Source organism: Deinococcus sp. NW-56 (assembly GCF_002953415.1).
Taxonomy (GTDB): domain Bacteria; phylum Deinococcota; class Deinococci; order Deinococcales; family Deinococcaceae; genus Deinococcus.
The window spans coordinates 1,029,945-1,046,100 of record NZ_CP026516.1 but is presented as its reverse complement, the minus strand read 5'-3'; the positions used below and the strand labels follow the sequence as shown (position 1 = coordinate 1,046,100).

Annotated in this window: 20 protein-coding genes; 8 read left to right on the top strand and 12 right to left on the bottom strand. The window is 71.7% G+C overall.

Features of this window, described 5'->3' with window-relative positions:
* The first annotated feature begins 100 nt into the window (after nt 1-100).
* Nucleotides 101-1,090, top strand: coding sequence for an NADPH:quinone oxidoreductase family protein (locus C3K08_RS05335; RefSeq protein WP_104990364.1), 990 nt, complete (start codon nt 101-103; stop codon nt 1,088-1,090).
* Between the two features lie 25 nt (nt 1,091-1,115).
* Nucleotides 1,116-2,129 (top strand): DsbA family protein, encoded by a 1,014-nt coding sequence (locus tag C3K08_RS05330; RefSeq protein WP_104990363.1) that lies wholly within the window; start codon nt 1,116-1,118, stop codon nt 2,127-2,129.
* Between the two features lie 64 nt (nt 2,130-2,193).
* Here C3K08_RS05330 and C3K08_RS05325 read toward each other — a convergent pair whose 3' ends face one another.
* From C3K08_RS05325 to C3K08_RS05310, 4 genes are all read right to left on the bottom strand, one after another.
* Nucleotides 2,194-2,631 carry a hypothetical protein gene (locus C3K08_RS05325; protein WP_104990362.1) on the bottom strand — a complete coding sequence of 146 codons (438 nt, stop codon included), beginning with the start codon at nt 2,629-2,631 and terminating at the stop codon, nt 2,194-2,196.
* 58 nt (nt 2,632-2,689) lie between these two features.
* Nucleotides 2,690-3,592 (bottom strand): DNA polymerase III subunit delta, encoded by a 903-nt coding sequence (holA, locus tag C3K08_RS05320; RefSeq protein WP_104990361.1) that lies wholly within the window; start codon nt 3,590-3,592, stop codon nt 2,690-2,692.
* Nucleotides 3,583-4,401, bottom strand: a complete 819-nt coding sequence (locus C3K08_RS05315; RefSeq protein ID WP_104990360.1) for a serine/threonine-protein kinase — start codon at nt 4,399-4,401, stop codon at nt 3,583-3,585. Before C3K08_RS05315 ends, holA begins: the two co-directional genes overlap by 10 nt.
* 78 nt (nt 4,402-4,479) lie before the next feature.
* The gene (locus tag C3K08_RS05310; protein WP_104990359.1) at nt 4,480-5,004 is read right to left on the bottom strand and encodes a hypothetical protein; all 525 of its coding nucleotides are present in this window, start codon (nt 5,002-5,004) and stop codon (nt 4,480-4,482) included.
* 129 nt (nt 5,005-5,133) lie between these two features.
* Between C3K08_RS05310 and argJ the strand changes: the two genes are divergently transcribed.
* On the top strand, nt 5,134-6,297 hold the full coding sequence (gene argJ / locus C3K08_RS05305; protein WP_104990358.1) for a bifunctional glutamate N-acetyltransferase/amino-acid acetyltransferase ArgJ: 1,164 nt from the start codon (nt 5,134-5,136) through the stop codon (nt 6,295-6,297).
* A 65-nt stretch (nt 6,298-6,362) separates the two neighbouring features.
* Nucleotides 6,363-7,115: a tryptophan-rich sensory protein gene (locus C3K08_RS05300; RefSeq protein ID WP_104990357.1), complete on the top strand. Its 753-nt coding sequence runs from the start codon at nt 6,363-6,365 to the stop codon at nt 7,113-7,115.
* A gap of 71 nt (nt 7,116-7,186) precedes the next feature.
* Here C3K08_RS05300 and mnmA read toward each other — a convergent pair whose 3' ends face one another.
* The 5 genes from mnmA to C3K08_RS05275 form a co-directional block, all read right to left on the bottom strand.
* Nucleotides 7,187-8,326: a tRNA 2-thiouridine(34) synthase MnmA gene (gene mnmA, locus C3K08_RS05295; RefSeq protein ID WP_104990356.1), complete on the bottom strand. Its 1,140-nt coding sequence runs from the start codon at nt 8,324-8,326 to the stop codon at nt 7,187-7,189.
* A 60-nt stretch (nt 8,327-8,386) separates the two neighbouring features.
* Nucleotides 8,387-9,556, bottom strand: a complete 1,170-nt coding sequence (locus tag C3K08_RS05290) for a S1C family serine protease (protein WP_104990355.1) — start codon at nt 9,554-9,556, stop codon at nt 8,387-8,389.
* Between the two features lie 174 nt (nt 9,557-9,730).
* On the bottom strand, nt 9,731-10,423 hold the full coding sequence (locus tag C3K08_RS05285) for a Crp/Fnr family transcriptional regulator (protein ID WP_104990354.1): 693 nt from the start codon (nt 10,421-10,423) through the stop codon (nt 9,731-9,733).
* Between the two features lie 44 nt (nt 10,424-10,467).
* On the bottom strand, nt 10,468-10,854 hold the full coding sequence (locus C3K08_RS05280; RefSeq protein ID WP_104990353.1) for a hypothetical protein: 387 nt from the start codon (nt 10,852-10,854) through the stop codon (nt 10,468-10,470).
* Nucleotides 10,855-10,856: 2 nt separating this feature from the next.
* Nucleotides 10,857-11,093, bottom strand: coding sequence for a ferredoxin (locus C3K08_RS05275; protein ID WP_104990352.1), 237 nt, complete (start codon nt 11,091-11,093; stop codon nt 10,857-10,859).
* A gap of 307 nt (nt 11,094-11,400) precedes the next feature.
* Between C3K08_RS05275 and C3K08_RS05270 the strand changes: the two genes are divergently transcribed.
* The 3 genes from C3K08_RS05270 to C3K08_RS05260 are packed head-to-tail and all read left to right on the top strand — an operon-like array spanning nt 11,401 to nt 13,149.
* Complete coding sequence (locus C3K08_RS05270; RefSeq protein WP_104990351.1) at nt 11,401-12,099, top strand: 5'-methylthioadenosine/adenosylhomocysteine nucleosidase; 699 nt, start codon at nt 11,401-11,403, stop codon at nt 12,097-12,099.
* The gene (locus C3K08_RS05265) at nt 12,096-12,467 is read left to right on the top strand and encodes a CidA/LrgA family protein (protein ID WP_104990350.1); all 372 of its coding nucleotides are present in this window, start codon (nt 12,096-12,098) and stop codon (nt 12,465-12,467) included. The genes C3K08_RS05270 and C3K08_RS05265 overlap by 4 nt, the downstream gene beginning before the upstream one ends.
* Nucleotides 12,468-12,492: 25 nt before the next feature.
* Entirely contained in the window at nt 12,493-13,149 is a 657-nt protein-coding gene (locus C3K08_RS05260; RefSeq protein WP_104991930.1) for an LrgB family protein, read from the top strand.
* Nucleotides 13,150-13,152: 3 nt separating this feature from the next.
* Here the strand turns inward: C3K08_RS05260 and C3K08_RS05255 are convergent, their stop codons facing one another.
* The 3 genes from C3K08_RS05255 to C3K08_RS05245 all read right to left on the bottom strand — a co-directional run bounded on the left by C3K08_RS05255 (nt 13,153) and on the right by C3K08_RS05245 (nt 14,845).
* Nucleotides 13,153-13,920, bottom strand: coding sequence for a peptidylprolyl isomerase (locus C3K08_RS05255; RefSeq protein WP_104990349.1), 768 nt, complete (start codon nt 13,918-13,920; stop codon nt 13,153-13,155).
* A gap of 44 nt (nt 13,921-13,964) precedes the next feature.
* On the bottom strand, nt 13,965-14,312 hold the full coding sequence (locus tag C3K08_RS05250; RefSeq protein ID WP_104990348.1) for a hypothetical protein: 348 nt from the start codon (nt 14,310-14,312) through the stop codon (nt 13,965-13,967).
* Nucleotides 14,313-14,374: 62 nt separating this feature from the next.
* Nucleotides 14,375-14,845 (bottom strand): Lrp/AsnC family transcriptional regulator, encoded by a 471-nt coding sequence (locus tag C3K08_RS05245; protein WP_104990347.1) that lies wholly within the window; start codon nt 14,843-14,845, stop codon nt 14,375-14,377.
* A 165-nt stretch (nt 14,846-15,010) separates the two neighbouring features.
* Here C3K08_RS05245 and ald point away from each other — a divergent pair, with 165 nt between their 5' ends.
* Nucleotides 15,011-16,117: an alanine dehydrogenase gene (ald, locus tag C3K08_RS05240; protein ID WP_104990346.1), complete on the top strand. Its 1,107-nt coding sequence runs from the start codon at nt 15,011-15,013 to the stop codon at nt 16,115-16,117.
* Nucleotides 16,118-16,156: the final 39 nt, after the last annotated feature.

Genomic DNA, 16,156 nt, shown 5'->3' with positions numbered 1-16,156 from the left:
GGGCCATGCTTCCACGCCCGGCGGGCCGGGTCAAATACGTGCGCGTTCAGAATGTACGTGGACGTTCACTCGCCGGGAGACAGGCCGTACACTGGGCCGCATGAGCGAAACCATGCAGGCCATCGTCGTCGAGCGCCTTGGTCCCCCCGAGGTCATGGAGTTGCGCGAGCTGCCCGTGCCCCAGCCCGGCCCCGGCGAGGTCCGGCTGAGAGTGGAGGCCGTCGGCATCAACTTCGCGGACGCGCTGGCCGTGTCGGGCGAGTACCTCACGCGCACCCGGCTGCCCTACACGCCGGGCATGGAGTTCGCGGGCGTGGTGGACGCGGTGGGCGAGGGCGTGACAGGTGTGCAGGTGGGGCAGCGGGTCGCCTCCCTGGGCGGTCGCGGCGGGATGGCCGAGTACGCCCTCTCCCCTGCCGCCGCGCTGATTCCGGTGCCGGAGAGCTTCTCGGCCGCGCAAGCCGCCGCCTTCCCGGTGTCGTACTTCACCGCCTACCACGGCCTGAAGACGCTGGGGCACGGGCAGGAAGGCGAATGGGTGCTCGTGCAGGCGGCGGCGGGAGCGCTGGGCACGGCCTCCATCCAGCTCGCCAAGGCGATGGGGATGAACGTGGTGGCGATGGCGAGCACCGAGGAGAAGTTGGGGATCGCCCGCGACCTCGGCGCGGACGTGACCCTGCTGCAAGACGACCCCGACCGAGTGCAGAAGGTGCGCGAGGCAGCGGGCGGGAAGGGCGTGCCGCTGATTCTGGAGGTCGTGGGCGGCCAGGGTTTTCAGGAGAGCCTCGACATGGCCGCGAACCGGGGCCGCATCATCGTGATCGGCAACGCCAGCCGCGAGCAGGCCAACCTGCGCCCGGTCGAGCTGATGAAGCGCAACCTCACGGTGACCGGGCTGTGGCTCACTTCGCTGATGATGGATGGGGAGGTCACCCGCGAGGCGGCGCAGGCCCTCTCGACCCTGATGGCGGGCGGGCGGGTGGTGCCCCAGGTTGGCCCGACGTACCCGCTGGCGCAGAGTGCGCGGGCCTTTCAGGACCTGCTGGACCGCAAGACGACCGGCAAGGTCATCATTGAGCCGCAGCGATGAAGCTGCGCGCCCGTACACTGCGGCCATGCAGCCGATGAAGATTCTGATGTTGGGCGCGATGCTGGCGACGCTGCCGGTGGGCAGCGTCGCCCACGCGCAGTTGCTGGAGACCCCGGCCACGACCACCGCCCTGACGCAGTTCAAGGGCTATGCCGTCAGCGGACGCACCCTGACCCGGGGCAAGACGAGCGTGACCCTGGACGTGGCGGGAGGCCGGGTGGTCGGCCTGCTGGTGCACTCGGACAATCCGCAGGACGTGGCGCGGGCGCTGGCGGCGGCCTGGGGCGGGGCCGAGGCGAATGTCTCCTCGCTCGCGCAGACCCTGGGGCGGGCCGGCGTTCGCCAGGAGGCCCGGAGCGCCCAGGGCCTGCGCGACGACAGCGACGGCAGCCTCCTGCGCGTGCGGCTGAGCGGCACGGGCGGCGCCGAACGCTGGACCGCGTACACGGCCCTCCTCGTCCACCCAGACAGCGCCTTTCCTGCGCCGACGAATGCCGAGGGCAACCCCAAAGCTCCCAACGTGCTGCGGGTCTTCAGCGACTTCCAGTGCCCCTACTGCAAGGAACTCTGGGACACCGCGCACCGCGACTGGGCCGCCCGGCCCAACGTCTACCGGGTCATTCACCACCACTTTCCGCTGGACTTCCACCCGAACGCGGAACCGGCGGCGATTGCCAGCGAGTGTGCTGCCCGGCAGGGGAAGTTCTGGACCTACGCGGACCTGCTGTTCGGGAACTTCGCCGAGTGGACCCGGCTGCCCTCGGCGGCCACGAAGTTCAGCGACTATGCCCGCAGCGCCGGGCTGAACCTCGCCAGCTTCAAAGCCTGCCTGACCGACCCCGCGCCGCGCGCCACCGTCCGGTCCCAGCAGGCGGCGGGCCTGCGGTTGGGCGTGCAGGGCACGCCGACCGTGTACCTGAACGGCGTGCAACTTCTGGACCACACGGATCCGGAGGAGATGGCGGCCGTTCGCGCGGTGACCACGGCGGTCCCGAACGCGGCGCAGGTGATCGGCGCCCGGCTCGGGACCCTGCGCTGACCTCAGACGGAGACGCCCCGGCCACGCTGCGGGCCGGGGCGCGCTGCTCTTTGGCGTGCCGGGCTTACGAGAACAGCCGCACCAGCGGCCGCCACCACGGAATCATCACCAGCACAGTGACGAGGGCCAGGGCCGTCCACAGGGCCGCCGCGCGGAACTTGGCCTGGTTGGTCGCTGCCCGCTTGCTGATGGCAGAAGCGAGGGTGGCGAACACGGCCGCCAGCACCCCCAACCCGACGTGCTCCCACTGGAACGAGGGGCGGCTGTCCGAGAAGGCCCCGGCCCCCTGCGACCCCAGCAACCCGAACAGCAGCAGCCCCAGCACGAGCTGCAGATGCACGGTTCCCGCGAAGATCGCCACCGGGCGGCGGTCAGCGGCGGTGAACTCGCGGGCGGCGCCCACGCCCCGGAAGGCCCGCAGCAATGCCCACACGCCCGCGATCAGCACCAGCCAGCGGGTGAGGTTGTGAAGGGTCAGCAAAACGAGGTAGACGGTCGCCATGCCCGCATCCTACCTGACCGCTCGGAAAGGCGGCGGGACGGTCGGCCCGGCCCAGGTTCTACACGCTGAGCTGCACGATCAGCCGCTCGAGGGTGACGGCGGGGTCCAAGCCGCGTTTCATGGCGAGATCGGCGTCAAGGATGCGGGCGAGGTGGGCGCGAATCTTGGCCTCGTTCAGGCGGCGGGCGACCTCCAGGGCCTTTTTCGCCGGGTAGGGCTTGACCCCCAGGCGCTGGGCGGCCAGCGCTTCAGTGACGCGGCCCCCCTCCTGCAACAGCGCCACGCAGCGGGCGACGAGGCTGTACTGCCACACGACCGCGCCCATCAGCTTGAAGGGGTCCTCGCCCGAGGCGAGCAGGCGCCGAAGCTGGGTCACGGCCTCGCCGGGTTTGCCGGTGGTCGCCGCGCCCAGCATGGCGAACGAATCGCCGGGCGGCTCGCGGCCCACCACCCGTCGCACGAGGTCGGCCGTGTGTGGCGGGTCCAGCAGCGCGAGCTTGTTCAGTTCGCCCGCGATTCCGGTGAGGTCGGGGCCGAAGACTTCCGCGAGGTACAGGGCCGCGTCCCGGTCCAGTTTCAGGCCCGTCTTTCTGGCCCGCCCCGCCACCCAGCCCGCCACGTCGCCCGTCTTCTGGGGAGCGGGCGAGGAGACATGTTCGCCCCTCGACTCGTAGAGCTTGACGCGGCCCGCCGGAGCCGACTCGTCCAGAACCGCGACCGTGACGGGCGCGGAGGCCAGCAGTTCCAGCAGCGCCTTGTCGGGCTTGACTCCGGCGAGGTCCACGACCACGCCGCCGTCCCCGAACAGGCTGGGGGCGAGCAGGGGGGCCACGGCGTCGGCGGTGACTTCCTCTCCCGCGAGTCGGGGCAGGTCGCGCAGGGGCAGGCCACGGGCGGCGAGCGTGTCGCGCAGGGCTTCTTCGGCCAGGAAACGGTTGCCGGTAAAGGCGATCAGGGGCATGGGGCCTCCAGGGCGCGGGCGGCTCCCTCCACCTGCCGCCGCAGGGCCAGGGCACCCGGGGGACGCCCGGCGGGGTCACGGCACAGGGCCGCTTCCAGCACGGGGTGCAGCGCGGGTGGGCCGGGCAGCGGAGCACGGTCGCGGCGGTGCCCGGCCAGCCAGCCCAGGGGGTCAGCGTAAGGCGGATGCCCCGCGAGGCACTCGAACAGGATGGCCCCCACCGCGTACAGGTCGCTGCGGGGATCACCGCGCACACCCGCGAACTGCTCGGGGGCCATGTACTGCGGGGTGCCCAGCCGCGTCTCCGCGCCGTGGCACTCGGGCAGGAAGCGGGCGTGGCTCAGGCCGAAGTCGGTCAGGCGCACCGCCCCCGCCCGCCGCTCGCCGCCGCACAGCAGCACGTTCTCGGGCTTGAGGTCGTGGTGGATCACCCCCTGGGCATGGACGTGGGCGAGGGCATCCAGCAGGCCCCGCGCCACCGCCAGCGCCTCCCGGACCGGGAGCGGACCCACCTCCAGCGCGTCGCGCAGGGTTCCGCCCGCCACCCAGGGAAAGAGCAGGAGGTCCGGCTCCGCCGCGAGCAGGGGCACCACGCCAGGATGGGCCGCCTCCGGACGGCTCAGGCGGGCCGCCACTGTTCCCTCGTGGGTCAGGCAGGCCTGAGTCACGGGGTCGGCCAGCCGCAGCCGTTTGACAAAGATGGGGCGGCCGTCCCAGATGGCCTGCGCGGTCTCCAGCCCGCCCTGATGACCCAGCACCCGCAGGGCGCAGAGGGCAGGGGGCTTGGAGGGAAGGCACACGCGGGGCATTTTACGCGCGGGGGACGCGGCCGAATCCCACCCCGGTCCCCGTGGCCCGCCGCACGGCTGGGGCGTGCCCGCCCGTACTCAGTCCACCCGCAGGCTGCTGGCGAGGTTGCGGACCACGTTCTCGTTGCGGCTGTAGTCCTTGACGGTGCTGGCGACCGTCACCACGAGCAGGCGCCCGCCCGCGCTGGTGAGCAGCATCTCGAAGCGGCGGTCGTCGCCCTGCCCCGGCGTGGTGAAGATGATCTGGCCCCAGGGGTGCCCGCCGACCTGCACCGCCGCCGACTTGATGGTCTTGAGGTTGGGCACCTGGGTCCGCAGCCCGGCGGCGAACTCGTTCGTCAGCGCGGCGACCCCGGCGGGGGCCAGTTGCGCCTCGCGCCAGTCGAAGGCCACGGTGACCTTGCGGTCCTCGGTCAGGAAGACGGCCTCGGGGCGGCCCGCCGCCGAGGGAAAGGCCTTGGCGATGCCCGCGTCGTTCAGGACATAGAGCTTGGGGCTGGATTCCACCGTGACGGGCACGTTCTGGAGCTTGAGGGGCGCGGCGAGCGCGGCCGGGGTGCCCAGCAGGGCCAGCGCCGTCAGGGTCAGCAGCGACTTCTTCATGGCCTCTCACCCTATCCGCAGGGGGGCCGCCCGCCCATGAAGGCCGGGTGAGGATCGTGGCGGGGGCATCATCGGGGGGTCAGGTGGGGCCGTGCCTTCCCCGTTCCCGGCTGCTCTAGCATGGCCTCCATGACAGCAGCCCCCCTCACCTTTCCCCAGGGCTTCCTCGCGGCGACCACGGCGGCGGGCATCAAGCCCAGCGGCCGGACCGACCTGAGCTGCGTGGTCAGCGACGCGGACTGCACCTGGGCCTACGCGGGCACCCGCAGCACCGCCGCCGCCGCCTGCGTGACGCGGGGCCGGGAGCTCTACGCCTCCGGACGGCCCGTGCGGGCGCTGGTGGTGAACGCGGGCAACGCGAACGCCGCGACCGGCCCGCAGGGGGAGGCCGACAACGCGGCGATGGCGGCGGGCCTGGCCGGGCACCTCGGGCTAAAGTCGGGCGCGGTGCTGACGGCCTCGACCGGGATCATCGGGCACCTGCTGCCGATGGACCGGGTGGGGGAAGGCCTGACCCGGCTGCCGGAGGCGCTCGCGGACGGGGCCGACCCCTTCGCCGCCGCCATCATGACGACCGACACCCGGCCCAAGACCGCCCAGGCGCGGCTGAGCACGGGCGCCCGCATCGTCGGCACGGCCAAGGGCAGCGGCATGATTCACCCCGACATGGCGACCATGTTCGCCTTCGCTTTCACCGACGCGCGGGTGGACGGGGAAGCGCTGCGGGCCGCCTTTCCCGCCATCGTGAACCGCACCTTCAACGCCGTGACCGTGGACGGCGACACCAGCACGAACGACATGGCGCTGGTGCTGGCGAACGGGCGAGCAGGCGAGGTGGACCCCGCCGAGTTCCTGGCCGCGCTCGAAGGCGTGATGCGCGACCTCGCCCGGCAGATCGCGGCGGACGGGGAGGGGGCGACCAAGCTGCTCACCGTACGCGTCTCGGGCGCCCGCACCGAGGCCGAGGCGCTGGCCGCCGCCCGCACCTGCTGCGTCAGTCCGCTGCTCAAGAGCGCGGTGCACGGCAACGACCCCAACTGGGGCCGGGTGATCATGGCGGTGGGGCGCAGCGGGGCAGCGGTGGACCTCCCGGCGATGACCGTGAAGGTGCAGGGCACCCCCGTCTTCGCGGGTCGGCCCCTGGAGTACGACGCGGCGGCGGTGAGCGCCTCCATGCGGGCGGGGGAGGTCGTCTTCGAGGTCGGCCTCGGCGTGGGAGCGGCGAGCGGCGAGGCGTGGGGCTGCGACCTCAGCGCCGAATACGTCAGCATCAACGCCGAATACACGACCTGAGTGCCCACTCAGAAACCGTCACTTCCCTGACAGGCTGAGGGAGGGCAGGCCGCTTAAGGTGGGACATGACTGGACTCTCCCGCCAAGTGACGCTGCTGGCCGCCACGGTGCTGACCCTGGTCATGAACTACCTCAGCAACGCGCTGCCGCTTTTCGGCCGTTCCAACGCGGACGTGAGTGACGCGCTGCCCAACGCCTTTACCCCGGCGGGGCTGACCTTCGCCATCTGGGGCGTGATCTTTCTGGGCCTGCTGACCTTCGCGGTGTACCAGGCGTTGCCCGCGCAGCGCGGCCCCCGGCTCGACCGCCTGTTCTGGCCCTTCCTGCTGAGCAACCTGCTCAACGTCTCCTGGCTGCTGGCTTTCCAGAGCCTGAACATCGGCCTGAGCGTGCCCATCATGCTCGCGCTGCTGGGCAGCCTGATCTGGCTGTACCTCAACGTGCGGGCCTTGCCGCCGCAGGGGGCGGAGGGGCTGACGCTGCTGCTGCCCACCAGCCTCTACCTGGGCTGGATCAGCGTGGCGACCATCGCCAACGTGACCGCGTGGCTGGTCAGCGAGGGCGTCACGGCGGGGCTGGCGGGCCTGAGTGCGCCCGCGTGGTCGGCAGTGCTGCTGCTGATCGCGGCGGGGCTGGGCACCTTTTTCCTGGCCCGTTTCCGCGACTACGCCTACGCGGCGGTGCTGCTGTGGTCCTTCTACGGGGTGTACGCTGCCCGGCCCGACGTGGCGGCGGTGGCGCTGGGGGTGGCCGTGGGCGCTGTCCTCATTGTGCTGGGGGCGTTCGCGGCGGCGCGGCGACCCCGCGCGGCGCTGTAACCTCTCCGCCTCAGGACCAAGACGGCCGCACCTCCGGCCTGCAGCGGGGGCGCGGCCGTCTGGATCACCGCTCAGCCCAGCGCCGGAAGCTCCCGCACGTGGTCCGCGATGAGTCCGCCCCCCAGCAGCCGGGAGCCCGCATACAGCACCGCACTCTGACCGGGGGCGACGGCGAACTGCGGCTCGGCGAACTTCAGCTCGAAGCCGTGTTCGTCGGCGTGGACGACCGTGGCCCGCACCGGCTTCGTGCGGTAGCGCACCTGCACCTCCAGCTCACGCGGCAGCTCCGCGAGGTCGAGGAGGTAGTTGGCGCTCTCGGCCCGCAGGCCGTCCCACACGCAGTCCTCGTAGTCGCCCACCCAGACGGTGTTCGTGGCGGGGTCGAGGTGGACGACGTGCCGGACCCGGTGCGACTGGTACAGGCCCAGGCCCTTTTTCTGCCCCAGCGTGTAGAACTGGGTGCCCAGGTGCTCGCCGACGACTTCGCCCGTAGCGATCTCGCGGATGAGGCCCTGGCTCTGCGGCAGGTGCTCGGCGACCCAGTCCTGCACCTTGCCGGGGACGAAGCAGATGTTCTGGCTTTCGGGCTTGCTCGCGGTCAGCAGGCCGCGCTCGGCCGCCAGCTCGCGCACCCGGGGCTTTTCCAGCTCGCCGACCGGAAAGAGGATGTGCGGCAGCGCGTCACGCGGGGTGCCCCACAGGAAGTAGGTCTGGTCCTTGCGGGGATCGTCGCCCCGGTGAAACTCGACCGCGCCGCCCTCCCGCTCGACCCGCTTCACGTAATGCCCGGTGGCGACGTACTGGCAGCCCAGCATCCGGGCCTTTTTCACCAGCTCGTCGAACTTGACCTTGGTGTTGCAGTTCACGCAGGGATTGGGCGTGCGGCCCCGCGCGTACTCGTCCAGGAAGGGGCCGACGATGTGGCGCTGGAAGGGCTCGCGGTAGTCCAGCAGGTAGAAGGGGACGCCGACCTGTTCGGCCACCCGGCGGGCCTCGAAGGCGGCGTCGGGCGAGCAGCAGGAGTCGAAGGTGTCGGTGCGCTTGTCGTCGGGCCAGAAGCGCATCATCGCGCCGATAACCTGATAGCCCTGTTCCTTGAGCAGCGCCGCCGTCACGCTGGAATCCACCCCGCCCGACATCGCGCACAGCACGCGCGGAGCGGGAGTGGGGGTGGAGGGGATCACAGCGGGGGCGGGCGCGGCCTGGGTCATACCGCCGGGGAGCCTAGCAGGTGCGCGGGCAGGAAACCGTGAGGGCGGCAGCGGGAAGGCTCAGCGCCCGCCCGTCCCCGACAGGCTGCCGGGAGCCAGGGTCGCCGCCAGCGTGAGGGTCTGCCCTGCCCGGTTCACGGTGAGGGTCACCCGCTCGCCCGCCTGACGCCCGAAGAGGTAGGCCCGCAGGTCGGCGTTTGACTCGATCGGCTGGCCGCCAATCGCCGTGATCACGTCCCCCCCGAGGTACACGGTCCCCAGCGGGGTGCGGATGCCCGCCGTGCCGCCGCGCAACCCGGCGGTGGCGGCGGGGCCGCCCGGCTGCACCTCCGAGACGAGGGCGCCGGTGCGCGGCAGGCGGTACTGCTGCCGGGCCTGCTCGCTGAGGTCGGTCAGCTCGAAGGGGGTGAGGCTGACTCCCAGCACTGGCCCCAGGACGGTCTGCCCGGCCCGCAACTGCGGCAGCAGGCGCTGCGCGACATTGGCGGGCACCGCGAACCCCACCCCCGCGCTCTGGCCGATACCGGTGGCCGCCCCCGACGGCGAGATGATCTGGGTGTTGATCCCGATCACCCGGCCCGCCGAGTCCAGCAGCGGCCCGCCCGAGTTGCCGGGGTTCACGGCGGCGTCGGTCTGGATGGTGTTTTGCGGCACCTGCCGCACCCCGACCGGCACCGAGCGCTCGGTGGCCGACACGATGCCGGTGGTCGCGCTGAACTGGAACCCGAAGGGTGCCCCCAGCGCGATGGTCGTCTGCCCCACCCGCAGCGCGTCGCTGTTGCCGAAGGAAAGGGGGCGAATCTGCCCCGCCGGAACCCCCTGCACCTGAATCAGCGCGAGGTCGTAGTCGGGCGCGGTGCCCACCACGCGGGCCGCGTAGTCCTGCCGCACGCCGCGCAGGTTCACGGTGATGCGGGTGGCGCCCTCGATGACGTGGTAGTTCGTCAGGGCGTAGCCCTGGTTGTCCACGAAAAAGCCGCTCCCGGTGCCCTGGTCCCCCTCGTCGGGGCCGCCGAACAGCGGGCTGGAAAAAGTGCCCTGCCGGGCACTGGGAACGGTCGCGGTGATGTACAGCACGCTGCCAAGTGCCCGGTCAATCACGGTCACGGTGGCCTGCTCGGCGGCAGGCAGGGCGGGGGTGGCAGGGGACGTCTGGGTTGGGGTGGTCTGGGCGGCGGCGAGCGGCGGCACGAGGGTGAGCAGCAGGGTCAGCATGGCAGTCCGGGTCATGGCATTCCTCCTGAGTGAACCGCAGGGTGGCGTACCCGCCTCACCCGGCGGCGCAGGAACACGTGAAGCTGTCTTCGGACTTGGGTGTGCACGTGCTTGTAGGCCGGACGGCCACTCGTTCCCCACGTGGTCGAGACGGTTCTGGAGGTGCTGGGAGTATAGGCCCCTCCCCCATCACCCCCCACGCCCTGCCAGCCGCTCCAGCTCGGGGCGGTCAAGGACCCGCACCCGCCGCCGTTCCAGCTCGATGAGGCCCAGGCGGTAGAACTCGCCCAGCTTGCGGCTGACGAGTTCGGGCACGGTCCCCAGCAGGGCGGCGAGGTCGCTGTTGGTGGGCAGGGCGTGCGGCCCGTCGGCGGCGTGCTCGAGAAGGTGAGCCGCCAGCCGCTCCCCGAGTTCGCTGAACACCAGCCCTTCCAGCCGGGCGAGCAGTTCGGCCTGCCGCCGGGCCAGCGCGGCGATGACAGCCGCCGCCAGCGCCGGGGTCCCGAACACCTGCTCCCGCACGGCAGCGGCGGGCAGACATAGAACCTCGGTAGGCGTCTGGAGGGCGACGGCGTGCGCGGGGGCGGGGTCGCTGCCGCTGAACACGCCGACGCCCGCGACCAGCTGGCGCGGTCCCTCCACATGCAGGGTCAGTTCACGGGTGCCGCCGCGCACCACCCGGTAGACTCTTACGCTGCCGCTGCTGACGAGAAAGAGGGTGTCCAACTCGTCCCCGGCACGGAACAAGCGGTCGCCCCGCCGCAGGGTCCGGAAGCGGCCCAGCGCGGCGAGCGGCTGCAAGTCGGCAGGCGGGGCCCCCCCGAAGACGGGTGAGCGGCTCAGCAACTTCAGAGCGCGGGCAGGGTCGGGTGGGGTCGGCACGTGCCCCGATGCTGCCACAGCGGGAGGCACCGACCCCAGTGCGCTCAGGCCAGCACCGCCGCCCCGCACAGGCCTACGCTCGCCGCGAGGGTCAGGTTCGTGATCCACGCCGGGGGCCGCGTCTCGACCTGTCCGCGCCGCACATGCAGCGCCACCAGAGCGCCGATCAGCACCAGCAGGCCGAGTTCCAGCCCGAGCGCGGGCCGAAAACCGGAGGTCAGCCCCAGCGCCAGGACCACCGCGAACAGGGCCGCCGTCAGCACGCCGTTGACCCGCGCGTAGTGCCGTCCCACCGCGCGGCGGTGCCCGGTGCGGGTCGCGTGGTCGGGAAACAGCTCGGTGAAGGCGGGGCTGACCACGAAGGTCGTGAACAGGTACATGCCTACCCACATCCCCACCAGCAGGATGTTCAGACCCGGAAGCAGGTCCATGCTCAGAGGCCGAAGAAGACGCGGTTTTTGGCGATGAACTCGGCTTCCCCGGCGGGCACGTCCTCTTCCGGGAAGATGGCGCTGACCGGGCAGGCAGGGACACAGGCGCCGCAGTCGATGCACTCGTCGGGGTGGATCAGGAACTGGTCGCCGCCGTCGTAGATGCACTCCACCGGGCAGACCTCGGTACAGGCCTGGTCCTTGACGCCGATGCAGGGGCTGACAATCACGTGAGGCATGCGGGCAGGATGGCAGGTGAGGGCGGGCGGGGACCATGACCTGGGTCAAGGGGGGCGGTTGGCGGAGGAGGGGGTCACACGCCCCCTCACCCCGCTGCTTCGCAGCGCCCCTCTCCCGCAGGGGGCGAGGGAGAAGAGCTGCTTAAGCTGCTGCCTCTTTTCCTGTGTCAGCCGACCTCAACGTGCCCAGGCTGCGAAATCCTCCTTCCGGGCAGACGGGTCGCTCGGCGCGGACCGGGCCGCCATCACCCTGCCCCGCTGCGGCGCCAAGCTCGCCCTCCCCCGCCCACGCCCTAACATGGCCCCCATGCTCGCCATTCTCGGTGCCATGGACGAAGAAATCGAATTGCTCAGGGCGGACCTTCAAGAGGCCGAAACCCTGACGCCCCCCGGCGTGACCCTCTACCGGGGTGTGCTGGACGGCGTGCCCGTCCTCCTCGCCAAGAGCGGGATCGGCAAGGTGAACGCGGCGATGACGGCCACGTACCTGCTGAACGCCGGGGCCACCCGCGTGATTTTCACTGGGGTCGCGGGCGGCGTTCACCCCGAGCTGCGGGTGGGCGACCTCGTGGTGAGTACGGACCTCGTGCAGCACGACGTGGACGTGACGGCGCTGGATTACCCGCTGGGCACCGTGCCCGGCGAGACGGCTGCGTGGCAGGCCGATCCGGAACTGCGCGAGGTGGCGCTGGCGGCCGCCCGCGAGGTCGAGGGCGTGGGCGTGCTGGAGGGCCGGGTGGCGAGCGGTGACCAGTTCATCGCCTCGCGCGAGGGGGTGGGGCGGCTGTGGACGGGCTTCGGGGCCGCCTGCGCCGAGATGGAGGGGGCGGCGGTCGCGCAGGTGTGCGCCAAGGCGGGCGTGCCCTTCGTGGTGATCCGCTCGGTGAGCGACACCGCCGACCACGACGCGCAGGTGGACTACCGCACCTTCATGCCGCTGGTGGCCCGGCACGCCAAACAGGTCGTGCGCGGCATGCTCGCCCGGCTGGGCGGCGCCCCGGCGTGATCTCCTCCACACCCGTCCTCTCGCCCCCGGTGCGCGTCGTGCTGGGGCTGGGGCTGCTGACGGCCTTCGCCGCGCTGGGCACCGCCCTCGTGACGTGGCTGGAGTGGCCGCTGCCGGGGTCGGTGGTCGGGATGGCGCTGCTGTGGGCGGCCCTGTCGCTGGGGGTGGTGCGGCTCTCGTGGCTGGAGGCCGCCGCCGACGGGCTTCTGGGCATCCTGGGGCTGCTGTTCGTGCCCGCCACGGTGGGCTTCATCGAGTTCCTGTCGGCGGGGGCGGCGTGGGGCCTGTGGCTGCTGGTGATGCTGGCGGGGCTGCTGCTGGGCGCGGGAACGGCGGGGCTGGTGGCGGGGCGGCTGGTGCGCGGATGAGGGACTGCCTGTGGAGGGACGCGGCGTGACCTGGCTCGCCCTCACCCTGCTCGCCTTCGCCCTGGGGGTCGCCGCGCAGTGGCGGGTGCGGCATCCGCTCGTCAATCCGACGCTGGTGGCGACGGTGATCGTGTCCGGCGTGCTCCTCGCGACAGCGACCCCCTACCGGGAGTACGTGGCGGAGGTACGGCCCCTCTCCTTCCTGCTCGGCCCGGCGGTCGTGGCGCTGGCGGTGCCGCTCTACCGGCTGCGGGCGCTGCTGGCGCGGGAGTGGCGGGCGCTGGGCTTGGGCGGCGTGGCGGGCACGTTGGCGGGCATGGGGGCGGACGCCGCGCTGCCCCGGCTGCTGGGGCTGGACCCGGCGGCGCGGCAGGCCCTGCTGACGGCTCCGGCGACCAGCCCGGTGGCGCTGCAACTCGCCGCCTTCACGGGCGCTCCATCCGCGCTGGCGGCCACGCTCGCCGTGCTGTCGGGACTGGTGGGGGCGCTGGTGCTGCCGCCCACGCTGACGCGGCTGGGCGTGCGGCATCCGCTCGCGCGGGGCATCGCCATCGGCAGCGTCGCGCACGGGGTGGGCACCGCCCGCGCCCGCGAGGAGGGGGAGCAGGCGGGCGCAGCCAGCTCCATTGGGATGGGTCTGGCCGCGCTGGTGGTGACGTTGGTGGTGGCGCTGCTGGGCTGAGCCTCAGCGCGAGACGAGAATCTGCACGCTCTGGATCAGGTCGGGCTGGGCGCCGGGGATAGGCACCTCGCCGTTAGGGGTGGCCGTGCGGGTCAGGCGCTGCAAGGTGTCTAACCCGGAGACGACCTGACCGAAGACCGTGTACCCGCCGCTCAGGAAGTCGGCCGGGGCCAGCGTGATGAAAAACTGGCTGCCCTGCGAGTCCAGGCTGGCGGCGCGGGCCATGCCCAGCACGCCCGCGCGGTCGAAGCGCAGGCCGCCCCCGACCTCGGCGCGGAAGCTGTAGCCGGGGCCGCCCGTGCCCCAGCGGGCGCGGAGGGCGGGGTCCGTGCTCTGCGGGTCGCCGCCCTGGGCCATGAAGCCCTCGATGACGCGGTGGAAGCGGGTGCCGTCGTAGAAGCCGTTGAGCGCGAGGAACACGAAGTTGTTCACCGCGACCGGGGCCTGCTTCGCGTACAGCTCCAGCGTGATCGGCCCCTTGCTGGTGTTCAACACCGCCCGGTAGGTCCGCGCCGGGTCGGTGACTTGGGCGGCGGAGGTGAAGGTCGTGACTCGGGTCGCGCTGAGCGGCTGAACCGGAACGAAGGTCGGGGTCGCCGGGGCCGCCACCGGGGCGGGAGTCGCCGGGGCCGTGGGCTGTGAAGCCGAGGCCTGACGCTGGGTCGTGGGCGCACAGGCGATCAAGCCCAGGCTCAGGGAAGCGAGCAAGGCGGGAAGAGCACGCCGGACAGGGGTCGGGGCCAGCCGAGCCGTCAGGGAAAGAGGACGCATGGGGCTCAGCCTAGCGCGTGCGGCTTTCCCTGCCTCATCCCGTTTCAGCGCCAGCCGGGCCTTTCGCCAAAACTGTTGAGAAACGAGTCAAGCCTCCACTCGGCGGCTTTCACCCGGCCTTCTAACCGCTCCAACTCTGCCGCGTCCACGCCCCCGGCCCGCGCCTGCCTCAACCGCTCGCTGGCCTGCTCCGCCCTCCTTCGCAGGTAGGTCAGGACGACCGCCTCGCCCAGCTCGCCCTCCGAGATGTGCGAAAAGCCGTGTCCATCGTCGGTTTCCCGCACGTAGGCGTAGGCACTCAGCCGGGTATAGCCCTGGGCCAGATACCGCTCCTCGCGGGCGGCGAGCTGGCCGTCACACGCGGTCAACAGCCAGACAAGAGTGAGGCTCACCGTCCGCTTCCAACCCTTCATCGTGACCTCCAGCAGGTGTCGGGGGAACGCTCCCCACGACCCTATTCCACCGCCAGCCCCGTCGTGTACTTCTCCCCCTTCACGACGATGGTGCTGGCCGTGTTCCGCACGCCCGGAATGGCCGCGAGCACGTCCACCAGAAAGGTCTGGTAGGCGTCGAGGTCCGGCACGACCACCTTGAGCAGGTAGTCGGTATCCCCCAGGCAGAGGTAACACTCCAGCACCTCGGGCCGCCCGCGCATCCGCTCGGCGAAGGTTTCGAAGCCCTGCTTGGTCTGCTTGTCCAGCGTGACCCGCACGAAGACCATCAGGTCGCGCCCCACCCGCTTGGGGTCCAGCAGGGCCACGTAACGGCTGATGATGCCCTCCTCCTCCAGCCGCCGCACCCGCCGCAGGGTGGGGGCCGGAGTCAGGCCGATCTCGTCGGCGAGTTCGGTGTTGGGAATGCGGGCGTCGCGCTGGAGGATGGTCAGAATCCGGCGGTCGGTGGCGTCGAGGTCCAGCTTTGACATGAATGGCCCCATGCTAGCAACTCTGACGCAACCGGGTTGCGTGGATACGCTCTCAGCTCCACCTGCGGGCAATCGGGAACGCCCAGCGTCCTGCTACCATTGCGCCACTTCAGCATGACAGCAGGCGGGCGGCCCCGGCGGGGTGCGCGGCCCTGCGGAGGAACTATGAAGATCGGACTCCCCAAGGAAATCAAGGTCAAGGAAAACCGCGTGGCGCTCACGCCGGGCGGCGTGGCGACGCTGGTGCGGCGCGGGCACACCGTGGTCGTGGAGCAGGGCGCGGGCGTGGGCAGCGGCATCGCGGACAGCGAGTACACGGAGGCGGGCGCCACCCTGGGCACCGCCGCCGACGCCTGGGCCGCCGAGATGGTCGTGAAGGTCAAGGAACCTATCGAGAGCGAGTACGGCTATCTGCGGGACGACCTGCTGCTGTTCACCTACCTGCACCTCGCCGCCGACCGCCCGCTGACCGACGCGCTGCTCTCAGCGGGCACGACGGGCGTGGCCTACGAGACGGTGCAGCTCGACGACGGCAGCCTGCCGCTGCTGACGCCGATGTCGGAGGTCGCCGGGCGCCTGAGCGTGCAGGCGGGCGCGTACCACCTCCAGAAGCCGGTGGGCGGGCGCGGCGTGCTGCTGGGCGGCGTGCCCGGCGTGCAGCCCGGCCACGTGACCATCCTCGGCGGCGGCGTGGTGGGCACCAACGCGGCCAAGATGGCGATGGGCCTGGGGGCCAAGGTCACCATCCTCGACGTGTCGCAGCGTCGGCTGGGCTACCTCGACGACGTGTTCTTCGGGCGCCTGACCACCATGATGAGCAGCGAGGCCAACCTCCGTGCCCTGCTGCCCGACACCGACCTCCTGATCGGCGGCGTGCTGATTCCCGGCGCCAAGGCCCCGCACCTCATCACCCGCGACATGCTGGCCCTGATGCCCGAAGGCAGCGTCATCGTGGACGTGGCGGTCGACCAGGGCGGCTGCGTGGAGACCATCCACGCGACCACCCACGACGACCCCACCTACGTGGTGGACGGCGTGATCCATTACGGGGTGGCAAACATGCCGGGCGCCGTGCCGCGCACCAGCACCTTCGCGCTGACCAACCAGACCATGCCCTACGTGCTGCAACTCGCCGAGCAGGGCGTGTCGGCCCTTTCCCGCAACAAGGCGCTGCGGTTGGGGCTGAACACCCACGGGGGCAAGCTGACCTACCAGGGCGTCGCGGAGGCCTTCGAACTCGCCTTCGAGGAGCCGGAGGCGGTGCTGGCGTAAGCCGGAGGCTGGCAGGGGGCGGCGGACTCGCGGGCGTGC

Bases quoted from the DNA above. Each gene is read 5' to 3' on its own strand.
- C3K08_RS05335 (WP_104990364.1), top strand. From the start codon at position 101: ATGAGCGAAACCATGCAGGCCATCGTCGTCGAGCGCCTTGGTCCCCCC.
- C3K08_RS05330 (WP_104990363.1), top strand. From the start codon at position 1,116: ATGCAGCCGATGAAGATTCTGATGTTGGGCGCGATGCTGGCGACGCTG.
- C3K08_RS05325 (WP_104990362.1), bottom strand. From the start codon at position 2,631: ATGGCGACCGTCTACCTCGTTTTGCTGACCCTTCACAACCTCACCCGC.
- holA (WP_104990361.1), bottom strand. From the start codon at position 3,592: ATGCCCCTGATCGCCTTTACCGGCAACCGTTTCCTGGCCGAAGAAGCC.
- C3K08_RS05315 (WP_104990360.1), bottom strand. From the start codon at position 4,401: ATGCCCCGCGTGTGCCTTCCCTCCAAGCCCCCTGCCCTCTGCGCCCTG.
- C3K08_RS05310 (WP_104990359.1), bottom strand. From the start codon at position 5,004: ATGAAGAAGTCGCTGCTGACCCTGACGGCGCTGGCCCTGCTGGGCACC.
- argJ (WP_104990358.1), top strand. From the start codon at position 5,134: ATGACAGCAGCCCCCCTCACCTTTCCCCAGGGCTTCCTCGCGGCGACC.
- C3K08_RS05300 (WP_104990357.1), top strand. From the start codon at position 6,363: ATGACTGGACTCTCCCGCCAAGTGACGCTGCTGGCCGCCACGGTGCTG.
- mnmA (WP_104990356.1), bottom strand. From the start codon at position 8,326: ATGACCCAGGCCGCGCCCGCCCCCGCTGTGATCCCCTCCACCCCCACT.
- C3K08_RS05290 (WP_104990355.1), bottom strand. From the start codon at position 9,556: ATGACCCGGACTGCCATGCTGACCCTGCTGCTCACCCTCGTGCCGCCG.
- C3K08_RS05280 (WP_104990353.1), bottom strand. From the start codon at position 10,854: ATGGACCTGCTTCCGGGTCTGAACATCCTGCTGGTGGGGATGTGGGTA.
- C3K08_RS05275 (WP_104990352.1), bottom strand. From the start codon at position 11,093: ATGCCTCACGTGATTGTCAGCCCCTGCATCGGCGTCAAGGACCAGGCC.
- C3K08_RS05270 (WP_104990351.1), top strand. From the start codon at position 11,401: ATGCTCGCCATTCTCGGTGCCATGGACGAAGAAATCGAATTGCTCAGG.
- C3K08_RS05255 (WP_104990349.1), bottom strand. From the start codon at position 13,920: ATGCGTCCTCTTTCCCTGACGGCTCGGCTGGCCCCGACCCCTGTCCGG.
- C3K08_RS05245 (WP_104990347.1), bottom strand. From the start codon at position 14,845: ATGTCAAAGCTGGACCTCGACGCCACCGACCGCCGGATTCTGACCATC.
- ald (WP_104990346.1), top strand. From the start codon at position 15,011: ATGAAGATCGGACTCCCCAAGGAAATCAAGGTCAAGGAAAACCGCGTG.